Here is a 19,667-nt window from a genome sequence, read left to right on the forward strand (position 1 = left end):
AATGGGGCGGCGGCCCATTTGCCGGCGGCCCATTTGCCGGCGGCCCGGGTGACGCGGCAGTCGCAGGCTAGTGCTTCTTCCCGTGCCTCGCCTTGTGCGCCGGGCTGGGCGAAGGGGACGGCGTGGGCGTCGGCGCCGGAGATTCCTCCGGCTCCGGCACCGGGCTGGCCTCCGGATCCGGCAGGCTGCTGCCACCCTGATGCCCTTCGCGCAGGATGATATCCCGCTCCCAGCGCGGCACCGGCAGCTCGCCCGGCTCGATCACCGGCGCGGGCACCGAATGGTCGATCTTGAACAGCGCGCTCGACCCGTCGCGCCAGAGCGGGATCAGCCCCTGTTCGAAGCGCGGGTTATAGGCGGGAGTCTCGATCATCCAGACATAGTCGAACGCGTCGCGCGGGAAGCGCGCCAGCGCCCAGGCCACCGGGCGCCAATATTCGCGCGGGCATTGCACGTCGGTGACGATCTGCGACGGATCATGGGCGAAGCGCCTGGCGGCGGCATAGCGCACGGTGAGCAGCTGCCCGCCCGCCATCGACCATTGGTCGTTGGTATAGGCGAGCTTGCGCTCGAGCGCGAGCGCGGGGACGTGCTGGAGACGCGTCTGCTTCCATTCGTAGCGGCAGGTCTCGCCGACGAAGCTGATCAGCCGGGCGCCCTGGGGCAGATGCTCGAGCGCCTTGAGCTCGCGGTCATAGGTGCCGCTGTAGAGCAGGAAGCTCCAGGTCGTGGCGGCGATGCGCACGCAGAAGAAGCTCATGCCGAGCACCGCCACGGTGGCGGCACCGCGGATCGACAGGCCGGGCTTGGGCCGGATCGCAAGGATGCCGATCGCCAGCAGGAAGGGCACCAGCCGCATGTCGGCATAGGCCGATCCGAACACGACGCGCGGCAGGAAGACATAGACCAGCGTCAGGAAGATGCCCGACAGCGCCAGGTTGCGCGAATATTGGATGTTCGGATCGCGCACCGCCTTGAACAGCAGCAGGAACAGCACGCCCACCGAGGCCAGATCGAACAGCTGCCAGCGATCGCGGAAGACCTGGGTGATCCACAGCATCTTCGCGCGCCAGTTGAACATGTCGAACGTCTGGCCGGTGACGTGCCCGCCCGAACGCCACAGCACCATCAGCAGCGCAGGCGGCGCCAGCACGATGCACTGGAGCCCGGCATGGAACCAGGGCAGGATCCAGCCGCCGATCAGGTCTTTGTGCCACGGCACGTGCGGGTTGCGGCGCAGATCGTGCTGGCGGATCAGCTCGGCCGAGAAGGCGAGGATGCCGAGCAGGCCCCAGCCATAAGTGTGACAGACCCAGATCAGCACCGAGATCGGCAGGAACACCATCGAGCGGAAGACGAACTTGCCCAGCCGCGCCAGCCGCAGCCACCAGCCGAACGCCAGCAGGGCGAACGCCATCGACAGCGCGAAATTGACGAAGCCGAAATGGAAGGGAAAGGCATAGGCGAGCGGCAGCGCGAACAGCGCGGTCGCCGGGATGCGGCCATGCACCTCGCGCGCGATCCACAACATGCCCGCGACGGTCATCGCCGGGATCGCGATGACGATCAGCTTCACCGCCAGCTCGAGCCCGAAGACATGGTGCAGCGGGATGACCAGCAGGTCGACGCCCAGATTGCCCATCAGGCTCCAGCGGAAGTCGTACCATTCCTTGAGGAAAGGATATTGGTCATAGGTGAACTGGACGCGATAGCGCCCCATATGGCCAGGCAGATCGACCAGCGGCGGGATCTGGGGCCAGAGCAGCGGAATGATGGCTATTAAGGTGCAGAGCGCCACGAACCATCGTGTCTGCCACCATTGCAACGCGTCGCCCCTGTCCATCCGCGCCTTCTAGTGCGCAGGGGCGCCGCCCGACAAGCGGTTCCTGTCGATCTCGTACAGCCCGCTGGCGCCGTCCCGCCAGACGGGCGTCGTGCCGGCGAGCAGCCGCGCATCGAAGGGCGGCGGTGCGATCAGCCAGACATAGTCGAACGCGTCGCGCGGGAAGCCGCGCAGCGCCTGGTCGATGGTCATGCGGTCCTGCTTGTCCCTGCAGGGGCTGGCGAGGACGACTTCGGACGGATCGATCGCGAACGCGCCCATCGCGGGCGCGTCGATGGTGAGCAGCGCCGAGCCGGCGAGCTCCCACTGGTCGTTGGAGAAGGCGGCACGGCGCGCCATCGCCAGGCCGGAGAGGTGATCGAGCCGGCCGAGCGCCCAGGGATCGACGCAATTGTCGCCGACGAACGCAACGATCCGCGCCCCGCGCGGCACATGGTCGAGCGCGGCGAGCTGCCGGTCATATTCGCGGCCATATTGCCAGAAGCTGATCGTGGTTCCCGCCGTCCGCGCCAGGAAGAACGCCAGGCCGGCCACCGCCAGCCAGCGCAGCTCGCGCGCGCCGATGCCCTTGTCGACGCGAATCGCGAGCAGCGCGAACAGGACGATGAACGGCGCCAGCCGCATATCGGCATAGGCGGAGCCGAACAGCTTGTAGGGGATCAGCACGAAGGCGCAGGCGAGCATCAGGCACGCGCCCACCAATGCCGCCGAATGGCCGAAGCGCGGGTTGCGCGCGCTTCGGTAGATCAATCCCCAGAGTAGCAGCACCGAGCAGAAGTCGAACGGCCACCAGCGGTCGCGCAGGAAGATCGCCAGCCACGAGACCTTGCGCAGGCTGAAGAAGCGCTCGGTGATCCCGCCGCCGCCGTCGGGCCGCCAGAGCAGCAGCGGCAGCAGCGGGGATGCGAGCGGAAGGCAGGCGATGGCGGCGCGCATCGCCGCATCGATCCATCCGCCGCCATCCCGGCGCCGCAACCCCAGCTCGGCACCGAAGACCATCAGCCCCAGCATGCCCCAGCCCATGACGTGCGCGACCCAGATGCCGCATGCCAGCGGCAGGAACAGCGCCGCGCGCAGCCCGGTCCGGCCCAGCCGCCCGAGCCGCAGCCACAGGGCGAAGCCGTTGAGCGCGAGCGCCGCCGCCAGCGCGAAGTTCAGGAAGCCGAAATGGAAGGCGTAGTTGTAGACGAGCGGCAGCGCGAACAGCGCGAAGGGCGTGACCCGGCCATGGATCTCCCGCGCGATCCACAGGATGCCGGCAGCGGAAAGCGCGACCGTCGCGATCGTGACCAGCTTCACCGCCGGCTCGAGCCCGGTCAGCGGGGCAAGACCGGCGACCAGCAGATCGGCGCCGAGATTGCCGATCAGCCGCCATTGGAAATGATACCATCGGCCCAGCATGTCCGCATCGGTACCCAGCATCACCCGGAACCGGCCGATATGCCCCGGCAGATCGGTGAGCGGCGGCACATCCGGCGCGAGCAGCGGCACGCACGACGCCAGGATCGCGGCGAGCGCGAACCAGCGCGTCTCCCACCAGCGGGCCGCCGGCGGTTCCATCAGTGGCGCGACGCCAGCCTGTAGGTGCGCGGCGCATCCCCGCCATCGATCGGCACCAGCCAGTCGGGGATCGATCCGGCGCGCAGGCCGGCGGCCAGGCTGCGCGGATCCCGCGCTTCCCTGGCGAAGCGGTCGAGATCGTCGGGGCAGAAGGCGACATAGTCGATGCCCCATGCCCGCGCGATCGCTTCGGATTGCGCGGGCTGGCTCAGGAAGAAGTCGTACATGGCACGGTTTCCCGGATTGTTTCGGTGATAGGGCGCGGCGAGCACCGCGTGCGGCGTGGCGGCGAGCGCATAGGCGCCGAGGTCGAGTGGCGCGAGCAGGTGTCCGGGCGGCAACGCCGCGAGCCGGGCGAGGCTCTCCGGCGTGGTGCAGCTCGGCCCGGCGGCGGCGCGCGGCGGAAAGATCGCGGTGGCGGCGATCGGGTAGAGGATGCCGGTCGCGGCGATCCAGGCGGCGACAAGCGCGAACGGGCCACGCGCCCGCGCGGCGCCGATCGTCACCGCCAGCGCCGGCGCGGCGAGCATCGCCCCGGCATAGGCCCCGCGCAACTGGAACAGCGTGATCGCCAGCGCAGTGAACTGGAGCGCGGCCACCACCCACCAGCCGGCCTCGCGCCGCCGCCGCGCGATCGCGAGGGACGCGATCAGCCCGGCCAGTGCGAGCCCGGCATAGGCGATGGCGTTGGCGGGCGGCGCGCCGAACAGCGGCTGCGCCTCGCCGACTTCGGCGAGCCAGAGGCGCGCGAGCAGCGGATCGACTTCGCCATAGGGATCGAGGCATTGCGGCGCGAGCAGCAGCACCGCCCCCGCCGCCGCCACGCCGGCGATCCCGGCGGCGCCCGCCCGCGCGCGCGCGGTCCGCGGCCCCGCGACCGCGAACAGGGCCAGGCCCATCGGCGCGATCGCGGCACATTGCACCGCCCGCCACAGCAGCCCGGTGAAACCGTCACAGGCCGGCACGCTCCAGCCGCTCGTGCGGAACAGGATGCCCGCTCCGGCAAGCGCGATCGGCAGGACGAAGCCGAAACCGAGCAGCCGGTCGCGGCTGCCCGGCCTGTCCGCCACCCACAGCAGCACCAGCGCCGCACCGGCGACGCCCAGCAGCGGCAAGGTCTCGAGGCCGATGACGAGCGACGCCGTCACGGCGAGCGCCGCGACCGCGCCGGCCCGGAAGCTGCCCGTGCCGAGCAGTACGCGCACCAGCAACAGGATCAGGACGAGCTGCAATCCGTGATGGTCGATCCGCCCCGGCAGGAACAGGCTGGTCGCCGGATAGGCGAGCGCGGCGAGCAGGGTCGCCGTCGCCGGCGGCGCGCCCAGGCGGCGCGCGACCGCGCCGGTCAACGCCAGCGCTGCGCAGAACAGCGAAGCCGGCCACAGGATCACCGCGGCCAGCGCCGCGCCATGGCCGCCGAGCCAGGGCGTGAGCGCCACGATCCATGCCGCGGGCACGAGGTCGGCCAGTCGCGACCAGTGCATCTCCAGCCCGGGCACCGGCCCGAGCCGATGCTGGGCAAGGTCGCCGAAGGACTGGCCGGCCAGCCAGTCGCGGATCTGCTGGAGCCGCACCATGTCGTCGGTATCGGGGAGCCGCAGCGCGGCCAGATCGTGCCAGTCGCGCAGCGTCCAGGCGCCGCACAGCACCACGGTCAGCAGCAGCGCGACGCCAGGGTCACGCCATGCATACCGGGGCCGGCTCGTCTCCATGCCACCGCAGCTAGGCCAGTTTGGTTAATTGCGCGTTAGGCGCCTGCCGCCGACGGATGCGCGCGGCACCCGCCGGATACCCGGCCGATCAGAGGCGATCGCGGCGCCCGAGCAAGCGGAGCCGCAGCGCGTTGAGCTTGATGAAGCCCGCGGCATCGCGCTGGTCGTATGCGCCCTGATCGTCCTCGAAGGTCACCACCTTCTCCGAATAGAGGCTGTACGGCGACTTGCGGCCGGTGACGATCACGCTGCCCTTGTAGAGCTTGAGGCGGACGGTACCGGTCACCTTCTCCTGGCTGTGATCGATCGCGGCCTGGAGCATCTCGCGCTCCGGCGCGAACCAGAAGCCGTTATAGATCAGCTCCGCATAGCGTGGCGCCAGCTCGTCCTTCAGGTGCGCCGCGCCGCGATCGAGCGTGATCTGCTCGATGCCGCGATGGGCGAGATGATAGATGGTGCCGCCCGGCGTCTCGTACATGCCGCGGCTCTTCATGCCGACGAAGCGGTTCTCGACCAGGTCGAGCCGGCCGATGCCGTGCTTGCGGCCCAGCTCGTTGAGCGCGGTGAGCAGCGTCGCCGGCGACATCGCCTGGCCGTTCAGCGCCACGCCGTCGCCCCGCTCGAAATCGATCGTGATCGTCTCGGGCGCGTCCGGCGCGTCTTCGGGGTTCACCGTGCGCGAATAGACATAGTCGGGCACTTCCTCCCACGGATCCTCGAGCACCTTGCCCTCGCTCGACGTGTGCAGAAGGTTCGCGTCGGTCGAGAAGGGCGATTCGCCGCGCTTGTCCTTGGCGACCGGGATCTGGTGCTTCTCGGCGAACTCGATCAGCCTGGTGCGGCTGGTCAGGTCCCATTCGCGCCAGGGGGCGATCACCTTGATGTCCGGGTTGAGCGCGTAATAGCCCAGTTCGAAGCGCACCTGGTCATTGCCCTTGCCGGTGGCACCGTGGCTCACCGCGTCGGCATTCACCATCTTGGCGATCTCGATCTGGCGCTTGGCGATCAGCGGGCGCGCGATCGAGGTGCCAAGCAGATACAGGCCCTCATAGAGCGCGTTCGCGCGCATCATCGGGAAGACGAAGTCCTTGACGAACTCCTCGCGCAGATCGTCGATGAAGATGTGCTCGGGCTTCACGCCGGCCATCTCGGCCTTCTTGCGCGCCGGCTCGAGCTCCTCGCCCTGGCCGAGGTCGGCGGTGAAGGTGACTACCTCGCACTGATATTCCTGCTGGAGCCATTTCAGGATCACGCTCGTGTCCAGGCCGCCCGAATAGGCGAGCACGACGCGGTTGATCTTGTCCGACATGGGGCGACTCCAAAGGATGTGCGGGGAAACGGCGTGCGCCTTACGGGCGCGGGACCGCTTCCGCAAGTTCTGTAGCTGGGGCATGCTCCCCCGGCATCGACTCGGGAGGGGCAGATGGCCGAGCTCAAGACCAGGGCAACGGAGATTCAGGTCGCCGACTTCATCGCTGCGGTGCCCGATGCCACGCGCCGCGCGGATGCCGGGGCGGTCTGCACGATGATGGCACGGCTGACCGGCGAGCCGCCGAAGATGTGGGGGCCATCGATCATCGGCTTCGGGCGCTATGCCTATCGCTATGACAGCGGCCGCACCGGCGAGATGTGCCGGATCGGCTTCAGCCCGCGCAAGGCCGAGCTGGTCCTCTACGTGCTCGACGGCAATGCCGATCAGGGCGAGGTCCTGGGCCGGCTGGGCAGGCACCGGACCGGCAAGGGCTGCCTGTACATCAAGCGGCTGGCCGATGTGGACGCGGACGTGCTCGAGGAGATCGTCCGCGCCAAGATCGCGCGGATGGACGCCGCCTACCCGGCCTGACCGGCCTGGCGCAGCGTCACCTTGTGCGGCTCGCGCAGGGTTCGCTCCTCCTCGACCATATAGTCGCGGGTGAGCGGCAATGCGTCGCGCGAGCGCGAGAACTGGAGCTGGTAGTTGACCAGCCCGCCATATTTGAAGCTCACATGGCACCCCGCCAGGTAGAAGCACCACATGCGGTAGAAGCGCTCGTCGTACAGGGCGACGATCGCGTCGCGCGCCGCGACGGTGCGCTCGTACCAGTGCCGGAGCGTCTCGGCATAATGGAGGCGCAGCACCTCCACGTCCGTCATGAAATAGCGCAGCCCCTCATAGCCCTTCGCGATCTCCGAGAGCGCCGGGATATAGCCGCCGGGGAAGATGTACTTCAGCGTGAAGGCATCGGTAACGCCCGGCCCGCCTGCCCTGCCGATGGTATGGAGCAGCATCACGCCCTCGGGCGTCAGCAGCTCGCGCACCTTGCGGAAGAAGGTGCGGTAGTGCGGCGTGCCGACATGCTCGAACATGCCGACCGAGACGATCCGGTCGAACTGGCCGGCGACGTGGCGATAGTCGATCAGCTCGAACTTCACCTTGTCCGCCACGCCGGCATCCGCCGCCCGTTGCCGCGCGACCTTGAGCTGCTCCTCCGACAGGGTGACGCCCAGCACCTCGGCGCCGGTCTTCTGGTGGATGTAGAGCGCCATGCCGCCCCAGCCGCAGCCGATGTCGAGCACCTTCATCCCCGGCTTCAGCGCCAGCTTGGCGACGATGTGCGCCTTCTTGTCGAGCTGGGCCTGTTCGAGGCCGATGCCCGGCGCGCTGAAATAGGCGCAGCTATATTGCCGGTCGGTATCGAGGAAGAGATCGTAGAGCTTGCCCGACAGGTCGTAGTGATGCGCGACGTTCCGCTTCGAACGGCGCTCCATGTTGATCCGGCCGAGCCGGAACATCACGGCGTCGACCGCCTTCTTGAACGCGCTGGGGAAGAGCACCGAATCATTGTCTTCCCAGCGATTGTTCGATGCGAACAGGATCAGCAGGTCGAGGATCTCGCCCTGCTCGACCTGAATGTCGCCGTCCATGAAGGCCTCGGCCGCGCCCAGCGAGGGATCGCGCAGGATGCGGCGCGTCGCGCCTGCTCCGAAACGGATCGTTACCGGCTTGAGCGCCGGATCGGCTTCGCCGAAGCTCTGCCGGGTGCCATCCGCGTGGATGACGGTGAGTTGTCCGCGCTTGATTGCGCGTGCGAAAAAACGATCGATCAACGCCATTAAGCCGTCACCACCACCCGATGTAACAGCCCCCCGGCAACCACATTAGGGAAGCGCGCGATTTCCGCAATATTTCCGCAGCTGCGAAATCAGATTCCGCCGTACCATTCATAGCCGGCGATATCCTCCCAGAAGCCGCCCTTGCCGCGGCCGATCCCGGCCAGGCTCGCCACCGCCTCGATCCGCATCACATATTTCGCGTGCTTGTAGCCAAGCTGGCGCTCGACCCGGAGGCGCAGCGGCGCGCCGTGCCCGATGCCGAGCGGCGCGTCGTTCATCGCCCAGGCCAGGATCGTCTGGGGGTGGAAGGCGTCCACCAGGTCGATCGATTCGTAATAGGGGATCCGCCGCTGGCCGAACGCGTCGGCGCAGTGGAAGACGATATAGCGCGCGCCGTCGCGCAGGCCGGCGAGCCGGAGGATCGTCTCCAGCCGCGGCCCCTGCCATTTGCCGATCGCGCTCCAGCCCTCGACGCAATCGTGCCGGGTGATCTGCGCCCGTTGGGGAAGCGAACGCAGCTGGGCGAGACTGAGCGAGAGCGGCCGCGCGACCAGCCCGCCGACCTGCAATCGCCAGTCGGCGAAGCGATTGGCGGCAAGCGCGTTATATTCGGGCGTATTGGGATTGGCAGTGCCGTTGGTGCGGAAGCGCGGGCTGCGCTGCTCCGGGCGGAACTCGCGGGCGAGCGCGGCGCGGCCGTTGATCGATCGCTGGAGATAGCGGTGCGCGTCCTCGGCGCTCAGCAGCACCGGGCTGCCGCTCCACGCATCGCAGCCGGCGAGCAGGGTCGCCCCACCGGTGACGATCAGGCCGCGCCGGGTGATCATTCCCCCGGCTCCGCTTCGGGCGATCGCCACCAGCCGGTGATCATCGAGCGCACTTCGTTCACCGGGCCGGCCAGGATCACCAGGGTCAGGTGCACCACGACGAAGCCGGTCAGCAGCGCCATCGCGATGAAATGGAGCGAGCGCGCCGATTGCCGCCCGCCGAACAGGTCCGCCAGCCAGGGCCACATGCCCGGCGCCAGCGCCAGGCCGGTGAAGATCAGCAGCGGCAGCAGCACGAACAGGACCAGGGCATAGCTCGCCTTCTGGAAGAGATTGTACGCGCGCGGGTCCTCCGGATCGTGGAAGCGCATCTCCCAATGCGCCCGGAGGTCCCCGGCGAGGTGCGCGGCGCTGAGCTCGTCGCGGCGGAAGCGCAGGTCGCGCTGGAGGTGCCGGTTGGCCAGGCTCCAGAGCAGGTAGATCAGCAGCGAGAAGGCCAGCACCAGCGCGAAGAACAGATGCCAGTGCCGGGCGCCGGCCAGGTCGTAGGTGGACGGCAGGGTCAGCCAGCCCGGCCAGCGCGGCAGGCTGAGCCAGGCATGGTCGAAATTCGCGCCGTAATTGCCCCAGTAGAGCCGCGGATGCGCATTGAAGATCATCAGCCCGCTCGGAATCATCACCAGCACGGCGAGCGCATTGACCCAATGCCAGATGCGCGTGATCAGCCGGTGGCGATAGACCTGCATGGCCCTATCCTAGCCGATCATCCATAGGCGCGCACGAAGAAGACGAGGGTAGTGCCGCCGGTGACGAGCAGGGTCCAGGCGCGCACCATCCGGTGCGAGAGCCGCTTGCCGATCCGGGCGCCCAGCCAGCCGCCCAGGATCCCGCCGGCGAGCATCGGCAGGCAGGCCCACCAGCGCACCATGCCGATCGCGATGAACACCAGCGCCGCCGCGAAATTGGCGACCGCGAGCATCAGCGTGCGGATCGAGAAGAGCGAGCGCGGGTCGGCACCGGCGAGCAGGCCATAGACCGCGGTGGTGATCAGCCCCACCCCGCCGCCGAAATAGCCGCCATAGATGCCGAGCAGACTCTGCGCGGCGACGAGCGTGCGCCGCCCGATGGTCACCCGCGCATGCAGCCAGTCCGAGGCGCGGCGGCCGAACGCCATCACCACGAAGGCGAAGAGCAGCAGCCAGGGGATGATCATGTCGAATGCCCGGGTCGGGGTGAGCACGAGCAGCATGCTGCCGACCAGCCCGCCGGCAAAGGTGATCCCGGCAAGCGCCCGCACCGACAGGCCGCCCACCGGCGCCAGTTCGTCGCGATACTCCCATGCGCTCGCGCCTGCGCCCGGCAGCAGGGCGACGTTGGACGTGGCATTGGCGATGTTCGAGGGCAGGCCGAGCGCGATCAGCGCCGGCAGCGTCGCGAAGGTGCCCCCGCCCGCCAGCGCATTCATCGCGCCCCCGAGCATGCCGGCGGCAGCGGGAAGGATCAGGGCGGCGGGATCGATCACTCCGCCTTCCTTCCGCGCCCGCCCCGCCTTGTCGAGGGCAATCTCGCGCGCGCCGGTCCGCGAGGGCAAGCTACCGGAACGGCGCGACCGCGATACCGGGCCTTACCCCAGCGCCGCCAGCTTCTCCTCGGCCTCGCGGTCCATCTGGGCGCGGCTCTTCTTCTCGGCCGCCGTCTTGAGCTGGCCGCAGGCGGCGTCGATGTCGCGGCCGCGCGGCGTGCGCACCGGGGCCGAGATGCCCGCTTCGAACACGATGTTGCTGAACGCCCGGATCCGCTCCGGCGTCGAGCATTCGTACGGCGCGCCCGGCCAGGGGTTGAACGGGATCAGGTTCACCTTGGCGGGCAGCTTGTACTTCTTGAGCAGGCGGACCAGTTCGCGGGCATCGGCGTCGCTGTCGTTCTTGTCCTTCAGCATCACATATTCGAAGGTGATGCGCCGGGCATTGTTGGCGCCCGGATAGTCGGCACAGGCCTGGAGCAGCTCCTCGATCCCGTATTTGCGGTTCAGGGGCACGATCTCGTCGCGCACGTCCTTGGTGATCGCGTGGAGCGATACCGCAAGATTCACTCCGATTTCCTCGCCCGCGCGCGCCATCATCGGCACCACGCCGCTGGTCGACAGGGTGATGCGGCGCTTGGAGAGCGCGAGCCCGTCGCCGTCCATCACGATCGCCAGCCCGTCGCGGACATTGTCGAAATTGTAGAGCGGCTCGCCCATGCCCATCATCACGATGTTGGTGAGCATGCGGCCCTCGGGCTGGCTCGGCCATTCGCCCAGCGCATCGCGGGCCAGCATCACCTGGCTGACGATCTCGCCCGCCGTAAGGTTGCGCACCAGCCGCATCGTGCCCGTGTGGCAGAAGCGGCAGTTGAGCGTGCAGCCCACCTGGCTCGATACGCAGAGCGTGCCGCGGTCCGCATCGGGGATGAAGACCATCTCATAGTCCTGGCCGTCCGCCGAGCGGAGCAGCCATTTGCGCGTGCCGTCGGTCGAGACCTGCGCCTCCACTATCTCGGGGCGGCCGATCACGAAGCGCTCGGCGAGCCAGGGATGCTGGGCCTTGGCGATGTCGGTCATCGCCGCGAAGTCGGTCGCGCCGCGATTGTAGATCCAGTGCCAGATCTGCTTGGCGCGCAGCTTGGCCTGTTTCGGCTCCAGCCCGGCATCGGCGAGCACCGCGCGAAGCTGTTCGCGCGAAAGGCCGATCAGGTCGACGCGACCGTCCTCGCGCGCCACCGCGGGTCGGGGCACCGGCACGGGGTCGATGTGCCCGGGAATGGGCATAGGCTCGATGTGCCCGTGAACGGGCGTGGGCGCGGCCGAGACTGTCTGCATGGCCGCGCACATAGTCGATCTCGCGCGATTATTCCAGTGACCCCAGCGCGTTGAGCGTGGCCCGCAGCGATTCGACCAGCCCGGTGTGCGGCTCCTCCCCCAGAAAGGCCACCAGCTCGCGATTGTCGAGACGCACGGGATGGTTCCAGAAGGGGCGCATCTCGATCAGCTCGCGCAGGGTGGGATTGAACGGTGCGGCGAGCGGCAGCAGCGCCCAGGGCAGGCGGGCATGCTTCACCTTGCCGCCCGCCGCCGCCGCGATCGCCGCGGGGAAGCTGCTGCCGTCCGGGTCCCAGTGACCGGCGAAATGGAAGCGGGCGAAGCGCGGCAGCTCCGCCTCGCGATCGAGCAGCCGGGCGAAGGCCTCGCCGACATCGGGCAGATAGGCCCAGGCATGCCCCACCCCGCGCCGCCCCGGATTGGTCACGCGCGTCACCGGCTTGCCCGGGGCGATCATCCCTTGCGAGAGCCAGCTGTTGCCCGGCCGCGGCCCATAATAGTCGCCGGCGCGCAGGATCAGCGCGCGCACCCCCGATTCGGCGATCCGCGCCTCCATCGCCTTGCGGATCGCGCCCTTGCGCGTGCCGGGCTCCTGCGGCGAATCGGGCCGGGCGACCGGGGTTCCGGCGGGGTCGTAATTGTAGATCGTGCCGGGCAGCGCGAGGCGGGCGTCATTGGCCCAGGCCGCCTCGATGCTGTTCTCCAGCATCGGCAGCACCCGCTTGTCCCATTCGCGATACCCCGGCGGATTCACCGCATGGACCAGCGCCGCCGCACCCTCGGCCGCGGCCAGCACGTCGCTGCGCACCATCGCGTCGCCCTCGCGCCAGTCGATCCGGGGGTCCAGCCCGGGACGGAGCCGGCGGACCAGCCCGCGCACCTGCCAGCCCCTGGCGAGCAGCGCCCGCGCCGTCTCGCCGCCTACGCCGCCCGTCGCCCCGAGCACCAATGCGATCCTGTCCATTCCAGCCTCCGTTGCTATCGATGTTCACGGGGTTGGACCAATCGAGCCTATAAGAAAATTGTCGAACCTTTTCATATCGTGTATAGGAATTTTATGAACCCCATCGACTGGGAGCAGCAGCGCGCCTTTCTGGCGGTGCTCGAGACCGGCAGCCTGTCGGGCGCGGCGCGGCGGCTCAACCTTGCGCAACCGACGGTCCGGACGCGGATCGAGGCGCTGGAGGCGGCGCTGGGCACGCCGCTGTTCACGCGTTCCCCCGGCGGCCTCACGCCCACGGAGAGGGGATCGGCGCTGCACGAGCATGCCCGCGCGATGGCGCTCGCTTCGGACGCGTTCGTCCGCACCGCCTCGGCGGCGCCGGACGAGATCGCCGGCACGGTGCGCGTCACCGCCAGCGAAGTGATCGCGGTGGAGGCGCTGCCGCCGGTCCTCACCGCCCTTGCCCGCCGATATCCGCGCCTGGTGATCGAGCTGAGCCCGAGCAACCGCAACGAGGACGTGCTGCGCCGCGAGGCCGATGTCGCCGTCCGGATGGCGCCGCCCCGCCAGGAAGCGCTGGTCGCGCGGCGGATCGGCACGGTGCCGCTCGGCGTGCACGCGCATGCGGACTATCTTGCCGGCCGCCCGCATCCCGTCCACTTCGCCCATCTCGCCGGCCACCGGCTGATCGGGCCCCAGAGCGATTCGCCGACGCTGCGCGCGGTGCAGGCGGCGGGCTTCCCCGTGAAGCTCGGCGAACTGGGCTTCCGCAGCGACAGCGACCATGCCCAGCTCGCCGCCATCCGCGCGGGGCTGGGCATCGGCATCTGCCAGCTGCCGATCGGCACGCGCGACGGGCTGGTCAGGCTGCTGCCCGACTTCCGGCTCGACCTCGAGACCTGGGTGGTCTGCCACGAAGACCTGCGCGGCCTGGCCCGCGTGCGCACGGTGTTCGACGCGCTGGTTGCCGGGCTCCAGGCCTATCTCGGTTAGCCCCGGGAGAGCCACGACGCACCGCGTTCGGGTTGTCCTGTTGCATCCGCGCACCGCAGCGTTGCGTTCGAGGGGTGAGTTGGTTGCTTTTTGGAGTGCAGTAATGAAGCTTATCGGAACGATCCTCGCCGGCGCGACGCTGGCCATCGCCCCGGCCGCGCTGGCCCAGACCGCGCCGCAGACCGCCGATCCGGCCGCCCCCGCGCAGACCGCGCCGGCACCAGCCGCGCCGCAGGCCGCCGGGCCGGTGACCGAGGCCGAAGTCGGCCAGTTCGCCACCGCGGCGCTCGAGATCGACAAGATCCGCAAGGACACCGCCACGCCCGAGGCCGACAAGGGCGCCAAGATGGCGGCCGCCGCCACCGCCGCCGGCCTGACTGCCGAGCGCTTCAACGCCATCGGCCAGGCCATGCAGACGGACACGGCGCTCAACAAGCGCATCCAGGCAGCGGCCAGCGCCAAGCTCGCCGCCTCGGGCGGCGCGCCGGCGGCGAAGCAGCCGTAGGGATTGGTCGTCAGGACAAGGACGGAAGGCCGGGGTTCCACGCCCCGGCCTTTTCATTCTTCACCGGCATCTCCGCGTTTTCCAACGTTACCCCCGCCTGCGCTGGGATGACGGCGAGAAATGGGAATGGCGGAAATGGTGTCCGAGACCCGGAGCCCGCTCTATCGCCCCGCGCAGCCCAGCGCGGCGGCGTCGATCGCGGTCGCCGCACCCCGGAGGGCATAGCCGTCGGCGAAGGGGGCGCCGTTCGCGCCCATCGTCTCCACGCTCATGCTCCGTCCCGCGCGCATCGCCGCGACGATCGCGGCATCGGTGCGCGCATCCGGCGCCCAGGCATCCGCATCCCCCGCCTGCAGCTCGAAGCGCCGCTCGCCGATCGACAGCGTCACGCGCGCATCGGGCGCGCGCGCGCGGCTCAATCTTATGTGCAGCTGGTTGCGCACCCCGTCGCGCGGCCAGGTCGCCACGCTGGCAAAGGGTTGCGCATTGGCATGCTTCTCCACCGGCCGGGCGATCGCGAAGCAGCGCAGCGGCGAGGGATCGCGGAACGCTCCCCAGCCATCGAACGTGCCAAGCGGCGCGCGCGCCTGAAGCAGCAGCAGCAGGAGCGCCAGCCCGCTCATGCCGGCGCCGCGCCGCGCCCGGTGCCGATGTGCACCACCGTCTCCACGCCATGCTCGATCCGCACGATCGAACCCTGGGGCAGGTCGGGCGCCACCGGCGCGGCGAACCTTGGCTGCACCGGCAACCCGGTCATCACGCCGCGCAGGACGCGGCTCGACATGCCGTGCATGATCACCAGCCGGTCGCCCGGATCATCGTCGGTGTCGGCGAGCCAGGACGAGACGCGCGCGGCGATGCCGTCATACCATTCGCCGCCCGGCGGCGGGCGCGTGTAGAGCCCATGTTCCAGATCGAGGAAGCCCGGCACCTCGGCCATCAGATCGGCATAATAGCGCCCGCTCCACTCGCCCATGCCGATCTCGACCAGCCGGTCGTCGCGGCGCGCCTGGTGCCAGTCGAGCTCAAGATGCTCGGCGATGACCGCCAGCGTCTGCAGCGCGCGCCCCGCGCTCGACGACCAGAGGGTGAGCTTCGGCCGGGGCCCCAGTATCTCGCGCAGCGCCGCGCCCATCGCATCCGCCTGGGCGAAGCCGGCCCGGGTCAGCGGGGTGTGCGGATGATCGCCCTGCATGCGCCGGGCAAGGTTGAACACGGTCTCGCCGTGGCGGGCGATGAAATCGCGGCCTTTGCGCTGGTTCGTCATCGGCCCCGCACAAGCATTGGCGGCAAGAGAAAGGCAAGTGCCCAATTTGCGCCCCCTTTCGTTCAGCGGGGAATCAGGTGCGCTATTCCAATAGGACACCAGCCCGCTCGCGGGCAGACGATAAGAGGGAGTGACCATTGCGGGGACATTGTCGCCGTTAAGGGCCAGGCGTGGCCGGCAATCGCAACTGTTGCGGATAAGCCACGCTTTTTTCTGTTTATCGGGGGTTCATGAAACGGCGTCCCTCGCGCCGGGTTGATCTCCCCGCCCGCACTGCGAAGCGCGGGTGTGTACCCAAGGAGTTCAGTTATGCGTACCAAGTTCATCGCCGCCGCCGCAGCGCTTCTCGCCGGCTCGGCCTTCGCCGCTCCCGCCTTCGCGCAGAGCACCGATTCGGGCTTTACCGGCCCGCGCGCCGAGGCCGTGGTCGGCTGGGATCACGTCAAGCCCTCGGGCAGTGGCGTCAAGGGCGCCGACGGCGTGCTCTATGGCGGCCAGATCGGCTATGACTTCCAGGCCGGCAACGCCGTGTTCGGCGTCGAAGGCGAAGCCACCGGCTCCACCGCCAAGCGCACCGACACCAGCGTGCTCGTCGCCGGCGACCGTGCGCGCATCAGCACCGGCCGCGACCTCTATGTCGGCGCCCGCGTCGGCTTCACCGTGGGCGGCAATGCGCTGATCTATGCCAAGGGCGGCTACACCAACGCCAAGTTCGACAGCCGCTACGTGTCGGGCACGACCAACATCCGCACCTCGGACAATGCCGATGGCTGGCGCCTGGGCGCGGGCGCCGAGGTGAAGCTGAACGACAAGGTCTATCTGAAGGGCGAGTATCGCTACTCGAAGTACAATAACGACGACGCGGGCATCGATGCCAAGCGCCACCAGGTGCTCGCCGGCGTCGGCGTGCGCTTCTAATACCCTTAACCGCGTATTTAAGGTGTGAACTATAGGGCCGGGGCGCTTGCTCCGGCCCTTTTTGCCGTTAAGGGTAAAGGTCGGAAAAGTCCCGGTACCGGGTTAGATTCGGGCGACACATGCCCCGGGGGTTCTTGATGAAGGCGACGATCGAACGCGCAACTCTGTTGAGGGGCTTGAGCCACGTCCAGTCCGTGGTCGAGCGGCGCAACACGATCCCCATCCTGTCCAACGTGCTGATCGAGGCACAGGGCAGCGGCGCGCTGCGCCTGATGGCAACCGACCTCGACCTGCAGATCGACGAGACGATCGCAGCCGCGGTGGACCAGCCCGGCGCGATCACCGTGCCGGCGCACACTTTGTTCGACATCGTCCGCAAGCTGCCCGAGGGCGCGCAGGTGGAACTGTCCGCGGCCGAGGGGCGGATCACCGTCAATGCCGGCCGCGCGCGCTTCACCCTGTCGACGCTGCCGCGCGACGATTTCCCGATGATCGCCGAGGGCGAGCTGCCGACGGTGTTCGAGCTGCCGGCCGAGACGCTGAAGCAGATCATCGACAAGACGCGCTTCGCGATCTCGACCGAAGAGACGCGCTATTATCTCAACGGCATCTATCTGCACGTCGTCGACGAAGCGACGCCGGTGCTGCGCGCCGCCGCGACCGACGGCCACCGCCTCGCCCGCGTCACCGTGGCGCGGCCGGACGGCGCCGATTCGATGCCGGGCGTGATCGTGCCGCGCAAATGCGTGGGCGAGCTGCGCAAGCTGCTCGACGAAGTGGACGGTTCGATCGGCGTGTCGCTCTCGGCATCGAAGATCCGCTTCGACCTGGGCCAGGCGATCCTCACTTCGAAGCTGATCGACGGCACCTTCCCCGATTACACTCGCGTCATCCCGACCGCGAACGACAAGCTGCTCAAGCTCGATCCGAGGAGCTTCATGGAAGGCGTCGACCGCGTCTCGACCATCGCGACCGAGAAGACCCGCGCAGTGAAGATGGCGCTGGAGCGCGACAAGGTGATCCTGTCGGTCACCAGCCCCGAAAATGGCGCGGCGGCCGAGGAAGTGCCGGGCGACTATGCCGCCCAGGGCTTCGAGATCGGCTTCAACAGCCGCTACCTGATGGACATCCTCAACCAGATCGAAGGCGATTCGGTGGAAGTCCATCTGGCCGACGCCGCGGCGCCGACGCTGATCCGCGAGAACGACAAGTCGCCGGCGCTCTATGTGCTGATGCCGATGCGCGTCTGATCGCGCAGCGGACACAAGGCAGGAATGCCGGCGCGGAACCGCTCTGCGCCGGCATTTTCGTATCGGGGGCGACTGCTCCCCGGCGAGAGCCGGGGCCCTGTTGCAATGTCGTTCGAAAGGCTGATACGCCTAGCCAACTTCGCCGGGGAACAGCATCCGGCGAACCCCGCGTCAGGCGAACATGCCCCGGCGCAGCGCCACGACGATCGACACGGCCAGATAGATCGCTCCCGAGATCGTCATCAGCGTCCACAGGCTGACATTGGCGACGAGGCCGAGCCTGGCGAGCGCGGCCCAGCCGAACAGCCCGAACTGGAGCAGCCAGAAGCTGGCGATCGACGCCTCGGCAAGTGCGGCGCGATTGAGCTCGTCACTGCCGCGCCGGATCCGGGCGCTCAGCCAGGTCTGGAGCGCGAGCAGCGCCGCGATGCCGATCGCGACGGGAATCGCCGCATCGCCGGTGAAACCGAAACGGACGGCGAGCGGCGGCACAAGCAGCAGCGCGGCGCCCAGGAGCAGGGCCGCACCGTTCATGCGCAGATAGCGCAGCACGCCGGCGTCGAGCGGGTCGCCCTCCTGATAGTTTTCGGCCATGCGGCGATAGAGCGTGCTGCTCGACGCGGCGATCAGGGCGAACAGGCCGAGGGACAGCAGCAGGACGGCGAGCGCGGTGGAGGCCATGTCCTCGACCGGCATCTCCGCCAGCCAGGCGATCAGGCCGCTCCGCCCGGCGGCAAGGGCGATGACGAATCCGATTGCGGCACCATAGGCGGCGTGGACCAGCCGGCGGCGAGGCTTGCGATCAGCCATGGGGGAGCTCGGGCGGGGTCCAGTCGTCGAGGAAAATGGCATCGATGGGCACTCCAAAGATCTTCGAAAGCCGCATCGCCAGCGGCAGGCTCGGGTCGTATTTGTCGGTCTCGACCGCATTGATCGTCTGGCGCGACACGCCGAGCAGCCCGGCCAGGTCGCCCTGGCTGAGATTCGCCTCCGCTCGCAGCACGCGCAGTCGGTTCTTCATGCGGCCTGTCCAGAACTCTGTACCATATGACAAGAGCTCTTGTCATTCCGAGCCAGGATTGTCAAGAACTCTTGTCATGCATGGCCATATGGCCACAGGTTGATTTTGCGATCCGACTCCTATATTGACACTATTGTCAGTAAGGGATTCGCTTCCATGGCCACGCAACCCGCGCCGCAGATCTTCAACCCCGGCATCCCGATGAAGCGGGAATGGGGCACCGCGTTCCGTGCACTCGGGCGGCTGCTCGCCAATGGCGACGATACCGAGCAGGTCTTCCGCATCATGCGCGCGCTGAACGGCGATGCGACGCAGAAGAGCTATCGCAAGCTGCTGACCATGCCCAATGGCGGGCGCATCGCCTTCCAGCATGTCGAGATGGCCGAGAAGCTGTCGGACCGTGCCTGGATCGATGGCTTCGCCGAAGGCACCGTCGGCGCCGCCTATCGCAACTTCCTCGACCGCACCGGCTATTCGGCCGACGGGCTCGTGGCCGTCAGCATGGCCGAGGGAGCGTTCCAGAATGCCGACATCCAGCATCCCTATGCCTGGATGGGCCGGCGCGAGCGCGACATCCACGACCTGTGGCACGTTATCACCGGCTACCAGGCCGACGAGCATCTGGGCGAGGCCTGCCTGGTCGCCTTTTCCTATGCGCAGACCGGCGGGCTCGGCTGGGGCTTCATCGGACTGGGCGCGGCGCTGAAGAGCATCCGCATCACCCGCAGGCTCGATTTCTTCCGCGCGGTGGTCGAGGGCTATCGCCACGGCAAGCGGGCCGAATGGCTGCACGGCGAGGATTACGAGACGCTGCTCGCCGAACCGCTCGACCAGGTCCGCCGCCGCCTGGGCATCGGCGACCCGGTCCGGTACCGGGCCGCGCAGGCCAGCCTCGAAGCGGCCGGCCTGAAGGGCATCTGATCTCCGCCTGCCCG

20 protein-coding genes are annotated in these 19,667 nt (G+C 68.6%); 6 read left to right on the top strand and 14 right to left on the bottom strand.

All coding sequences use genetic code 11. The features are described 5' to 3' along the window. Window positions 1-67: 67 nt before the first annotated feature. From FHR20_RS11085 to FHR20_RS11100, 4 genes are all read right to left on the bottom strand, one after another. Window positions 68-1,843, bottom strand: coding sequence for a hypothetical protein (locus FHR20_RS11085; RefSeq protein WP_243857289.1), 1,776 nt, complete (start codon window positions 1,841-1,843; stop codon window positions 68-70). A 9-nt stretch (window positions 1,844-1,852) separates the two neighbouring features. Then, the gene (locus tag FHR20_RS11090; RefSeq protein ID WP_167299707.1) at window positions 1,853-3,403 is read right to left on the bottom strand and encodes a hypothetical protein; all 1,551 of its coding nucleotides are present in this window, start codon (window positions 3,401-3,403) and stop codon (window positions 1,853-1,855) included. Next, the gene (locus tag FHR20_RS11095; protein WP_167299708.1) at window positions 3,403-5,115 is read right to left on the bottom strand and encodes a hypothetical protein; all 1,713 of its coding nucleotides are present in this window, start codon (window positions 5,113-5,115) and stop codon (window positions 3,403-3,405) included. Before FHR20_RS11095 ends, FHR20_RS11090 begins: the two co-directional genes overlap by 1 nt. 88 nt (window positions 5,116-5,203) lie before the next feature. After that, a complete protein-coding gene (locus FHR20_RS11100) occupies window positions 5,204-6,424 on the bottom strand; it encodes an argininosuccinate synthase (RefSeq protein ID WP_167299709.1) in 1,221 nt (406 codons plus the stop codon). Between the two features lie 114 nt (window positions 6,425-6,538). Here FHR20_RS11100 and FHR20_RS11105 point away from each other — a divergent pair, with 114 nt between their 5' ends. Beyond that, window positions 6,539-6,958 (top strand): DUF1801 domain-containing protein, encoded by a 420-nt coding sequence (locus FHR20_RS11105; RefSeq protein ID WP_167299710.1) that lies wholly within the window; start codon window positions 6,539-6,541, stop codon window positions 6,956-6,958. Here the strand turns inward: FHR20_RS11105 and FHR20_RS11110 are convergent. The 6 genes from FHR20_RS11110 to FHR20_RS11135 form a co-directional block, all read right to left on the bottom strand. After that, window positions 6,946-8,208: an SAM-dependent methyltransferase gene (locus FHR20_RS11110; RefSeq protein ID WP_167299711.1), complete on the bottom strand. Its 1,263-nt coding sequence runs from the start codon at window positions 8,206-8,208 to the stop codon at window positions 6,946-6,948. The two genes, FHR20_RS11105 and FHR20_RS11110, sit on opposite strands and share 13 nt — an antisense overlap. Window positions 8,209-8,297: 89 nt before the next feature. After that, on the bottom strand, window positions 8,298-9,035 hold the full coding sequence (locus FHR20_RS11115) for a molybdopterin-binding protein (protein ID WP_167299712.1): 738 nt from the start codon (window positions 9,033-9,035) through the stop codon (window positions 8,298-8,300). After that, entirely contained in the window at window positions 9,032-9,721 is a 690-nt protein-coding gene (locus FHR20_RS11120; protein ID WP_167299713.1) for a cytochrome b/b6 domain-containing protein, read from the bottom strand. The genes FHR20_RS11115 and FHR20_RS11120 overlap by 4 nt, the downstream gene beginning before the upstream one ends. 17 nt (window positions 9,722-9,738) lie before the next feature. After that, entirely contained in the window at window positions 9,739-10,497 is a 759-nt protein-coding gene (locus tag FHR20_RS11125) for a sulfite exporter TauE/SafE family protein (protein ID WP_286712566.1), read from the bottom strand. 102 nt (window positions 10,498-10,599) lie between these two features. Then, window positions 10,600-11,784 carry a dual-specificity RNA methyltransferase RlmN gene (gene rlmN / locus FHR20_RS11130; protein WP_243857290.1) on the bottom strand — a complete coding sequence of 395 codons (1,185 nt, stop codon included), beginning with the start codon at window positions 11,782-11,784 and terminating at the stop codon, window positions 10,600-10,602. A 79-nt stretch (window positions 11,785-11,863) separates the two neighbouring features. Further along, window positions 11,864-12,799 carry an NAD-dependent epimerase/dehydratase family protein gene (locus FHR20_RS11135; protein WP_167299715.1) on the bottom strand — a complete coding sequence of 312 codons (936 nt, stop codon included), beginning with the start codon at window positions 12,797-12,799 and terminating at the stop codon, window positions 11,864-11,866. Window positions 12,800-12,892: 93 nt separating this feature from the next. Here FHR20_RS11135 and FHR20_RS11140 point away from each other — a divergent pair, with 93 nt between their 5' ends. Further along, the gene (locus FHR20_RS11140; protein WP_167299716.1) at window positions 12,893-13,771 is read left to right on the top strand and encodes a LysR family transcriptional regulator; all 879 of its coding nucleotides are present in this window, start codon (window positions 12,893-12,895) and stop codon (window positions 13,769-13,771) included. Between the two features lie 103 nt (window positions 13,772-13,874). Beyond that, window positions 13,875-14,276, top strand: a complete 402-nt coding sequence (locus tag FHR20_RS11145) for a DUF4168 domain-containing protein (protein WP_167299717.1) — start codon at window positions 13,875-13,877, stop codon at window positions 14,274-14,276. Between the two features lie 161 nt (window positions 14,277-14,437). Here FHR20_RS11145 and FHR20_RS11150 read toward each other — a convergent pair whose 3' ends face one another. Together FHR20_RS11150 and FHR20_RS11155 are read right to left on the bottom strand one after the other, a co-directional pair. Beyond that, window positions 14,438-14,899: a hypothetical protein gene (locus tag FHR20_RS11150; protein ID WP_167299718.1), complete on the bottom strand. Its 462-nt coding sequence runs from the start codon at window positions 14,897-14,899 to the stop codon at window positions 14,438-14,440. Next, complete coding sequence (locus FHR20_RS11155) at window positions 14,896-15,543, bottom strand: histidine phosphatase family protein (protein ID WP_167299719.1); 648 nt, start codon at window positions 15,541-15,543, stop codon at window positions 14,896-14,898. The genes FHR20_RS11150 and FHR20_RS11155 overlap by 4 nt, the downstream gene beginning before the upstream one ends. A gap of 309 nt (window positions 15,544-15,852) precedes the next feature. Between FHR20_RS11155 and FHR20_RS11160 the strand changes: the two genes are divergently transcribed. After that, a complete protein-coding gene (locus tag FHR20_RS11160) occupies window positions 15,853-16,461 on the top strand; it encodes an outer membrane protein (protein ID WP_167299720.1) in 609 nt (202 codons plus the stop codon). A 137-nt stretch (window positions 16,462-16,598) separates the two neighbouring features. Continuing rightward, window positions 16,599-17,711 carry a DNA polymerase III subunit beta gene (dnaN, locus tag FHR20_RS11165; RefSeq protein ID WP_167299721.1) on the top strand — a complete coding sequence of 371 codons (1,113 nt, stop codon included), beginning with the start codon at window positions 16,599-16,601 and terminating at the stop codon, window positions 17,709-17,711. Between the two features lie 171 nt (window positions 17,712-17,882). Here the strand turns inward: dnaN and FHR20_RS11170 are convergent, their stop codons facing one another. Together FHR20_RS11170 and FHR20_RS11175 are read right to left on the bottom strand one after the other, a co-directional pair. Next, window positions 17,883-18,521, bottom strand: a complete 639-nt coding sequence (locus FHR20_RS11170) for a hypothetical protein (protein WP_167299722.1) — start codon at window positions 18,519-18,521, stop codon at window positions 17,883-17,885. Further along, window positions 18,514-18,732 (bottom strand): helix-turn-helix transcriptional regulator, encoded by a 219-nt coding sequence (locus FHR20_RS11175; RefSeq protein WP_167299723.1) that lies wholly within the window; start codon window positions 18,730-18,732, stop codon window positions 18,514-18,516. The genes FHR20_RS11170 and FHR20_RS11175 overlap by 8 nt, the downstream gene beginning before the upstream one ends. Window positions 18,733-18,888: 156 nt before the next feature. On the opposite strand from FHR20_RS11175, the gene FHR20_RS11180 reads away from it, so the two are divergent. After that, on the top strand, window positions 18,889-19,653 hold the full coding sequence (locus FHR20_RS11180; RefSeq protein WP_167299724.1) for a Coq4 family protein: 765 nt from the start codon (window positions 18,889-18,891) through the stop codon (window positions 19,651-19,653). Window positions 19,654-19,667: the final 14 nt, after the last annotated feature.

The sequence above is a fragment of the Sphingomonas leidyi genome, from assembly GCF_011761945.1.
Classification (GTDB): Bacteria; Pseudomonadota; Alphaproteobacteria; order Sphingomonadales; family Sphingomonadaceae; genus Sphingomonas; species Sphingomonas leidyi.

Excerpts from the sequence above, each read along its gene's own strand:
- FHR20_RS11085 (WP_243857289.1), bottom strand. The coding sequence starts at position 1,843 with ATGGACAGGGGCGACGCGTTGCAATGGTGGCAGACACGATGGTTCGTG.
- FHR20_RS11090 (WP_167299707.1), bottom strand. The coding sequence starts at position 3,403 with ATGGAACCGCCGGCGGCCCGCTGGTGGGAGACGCGCTGGTTCGCGCTC.
- FHR20_RS11095 (WP_167299708.1), bottom strand. The coding sequence starts at position 5,115 with ATGGAGACGAGCCGGCCCCGGTATGCATGGCGTGACCCTGGCGTCGCG.
- FHR20_RS11100 (WP_167299709.1), bottom strand. The coding sequence starts at position 6,424 with ATGTCGGACAAGATCAACCGCGTCGTGCTCGCCTATTCGGGCGGCCTG.
- FHR20_RS11105 (WP_167299710.1), top strand. The coding sequence starts at position 6,539 with ATGGCCGAGCTCAAGACCAGGGCAACGGAGATTCAGGTCGCCGACTTC.
- FHR20_RS11110 (WP_167299711.1), bottom strand. The coding sequence starts at position 8,208 with ATGGCGTTGATCGATCGTTTTTTCGCACGCGCAATCAAGCGCGGACAA.
- FHR20_RS11115 (WP_167299712.1), bottom strand. The coding sequence starts at position 9,035 with ATGATCACCCGGCGCGGCCTGATCGTCACCGGTGGGGCGACCCTGCTC.
- FHR20_RS11120 (WP_167299713.1), bottom strand. The coding sequence starts at position 9,721 with ATGCAGGTCTATCGCCACCGGCTGATCACGCGCATCTGGCATTGGGTC.
- rlmN (WP_243857290.1), bottom strand. The coding sequence starts at position 11,784 with ATGCCCATTCCCGGGCACATCGACCCCGTGCCGGTGCCCCGACCCGCG.
- FHR20_RS11135 (WP_167299715.1), bottom strand. The coding sequence starts at position 12,799 with ATGGACAGGATCGCATTGGTGCTCGGGGCGACGGGCGGCGTAGGCGGC.
- FHR20_RS11140 (WP_167299716.1), top strand. The coding sequence starts at position 12,893 with ATGAACCCCATCGACTGGGAGCAGCAGCGCGCCTTTCTGGCGGTGCTC.
- FHR20_RS11145 (WP_167299717.1), top strand. The coding sequence starts at position 13,875 with ATGAAGCTTATCGGAACGATCCTCGCCGGCGCGACGCTGGCCATCGCC.
- FHR20_RS11150 (WP_167299718.1), bottom strand. The coding sequence starts at position 14,899 with ATGAGCGGGCTGGCGCTCCTGCTGCTGCTGCTTCAGGCGCGCGCGCCG.
- FHR20_RS11155 (WP_167299719.1), bottom strand. The coding sequence starts at position 15,543 with ATGACGAACCAGCGCAAAGGCCGCGATTTCATCGCCCGCCACGGCGAG.
- FHR20_RS11160 (WP_167299720.1), top strand. The coding sequence starts at position 15,853 with ATGCGTACCAAGTTCATCGCCGCCGCCGCAGCGCTTCTCGCCGGCTCG.
- dnaN (WP_167299721.1), top strand. The coding sequence starts at position 16,599 with ATGAAGGCGACGATCGAACGCGCAACTCTGTTGAGGGGCTTGAGCCAC.
- FHR20_RS11170 (WP_167299722.1), bottom strand. The coding sequence starts at position 18,521 with ATGGCTGATCGCAAGCCTCGCCGCCGGCTGGTCCACGCCGCCTATGGT.
- FHR20_RS11175 (WP_167299723.1), bottom strand. The coding sequence starts at position 18,732 with ATGAAGAACCGACTGCGCGTGCTGCGAGCGGAGGCGAATCTCAGCCAG.
- FHR20_RS11180 (WP_167299724.1), top strand. The coding sequence starts at position 18,889 with ATGGCCACGCAACCCGCGCCGCAGATCTTCAACCCCGGCATCCCGATG.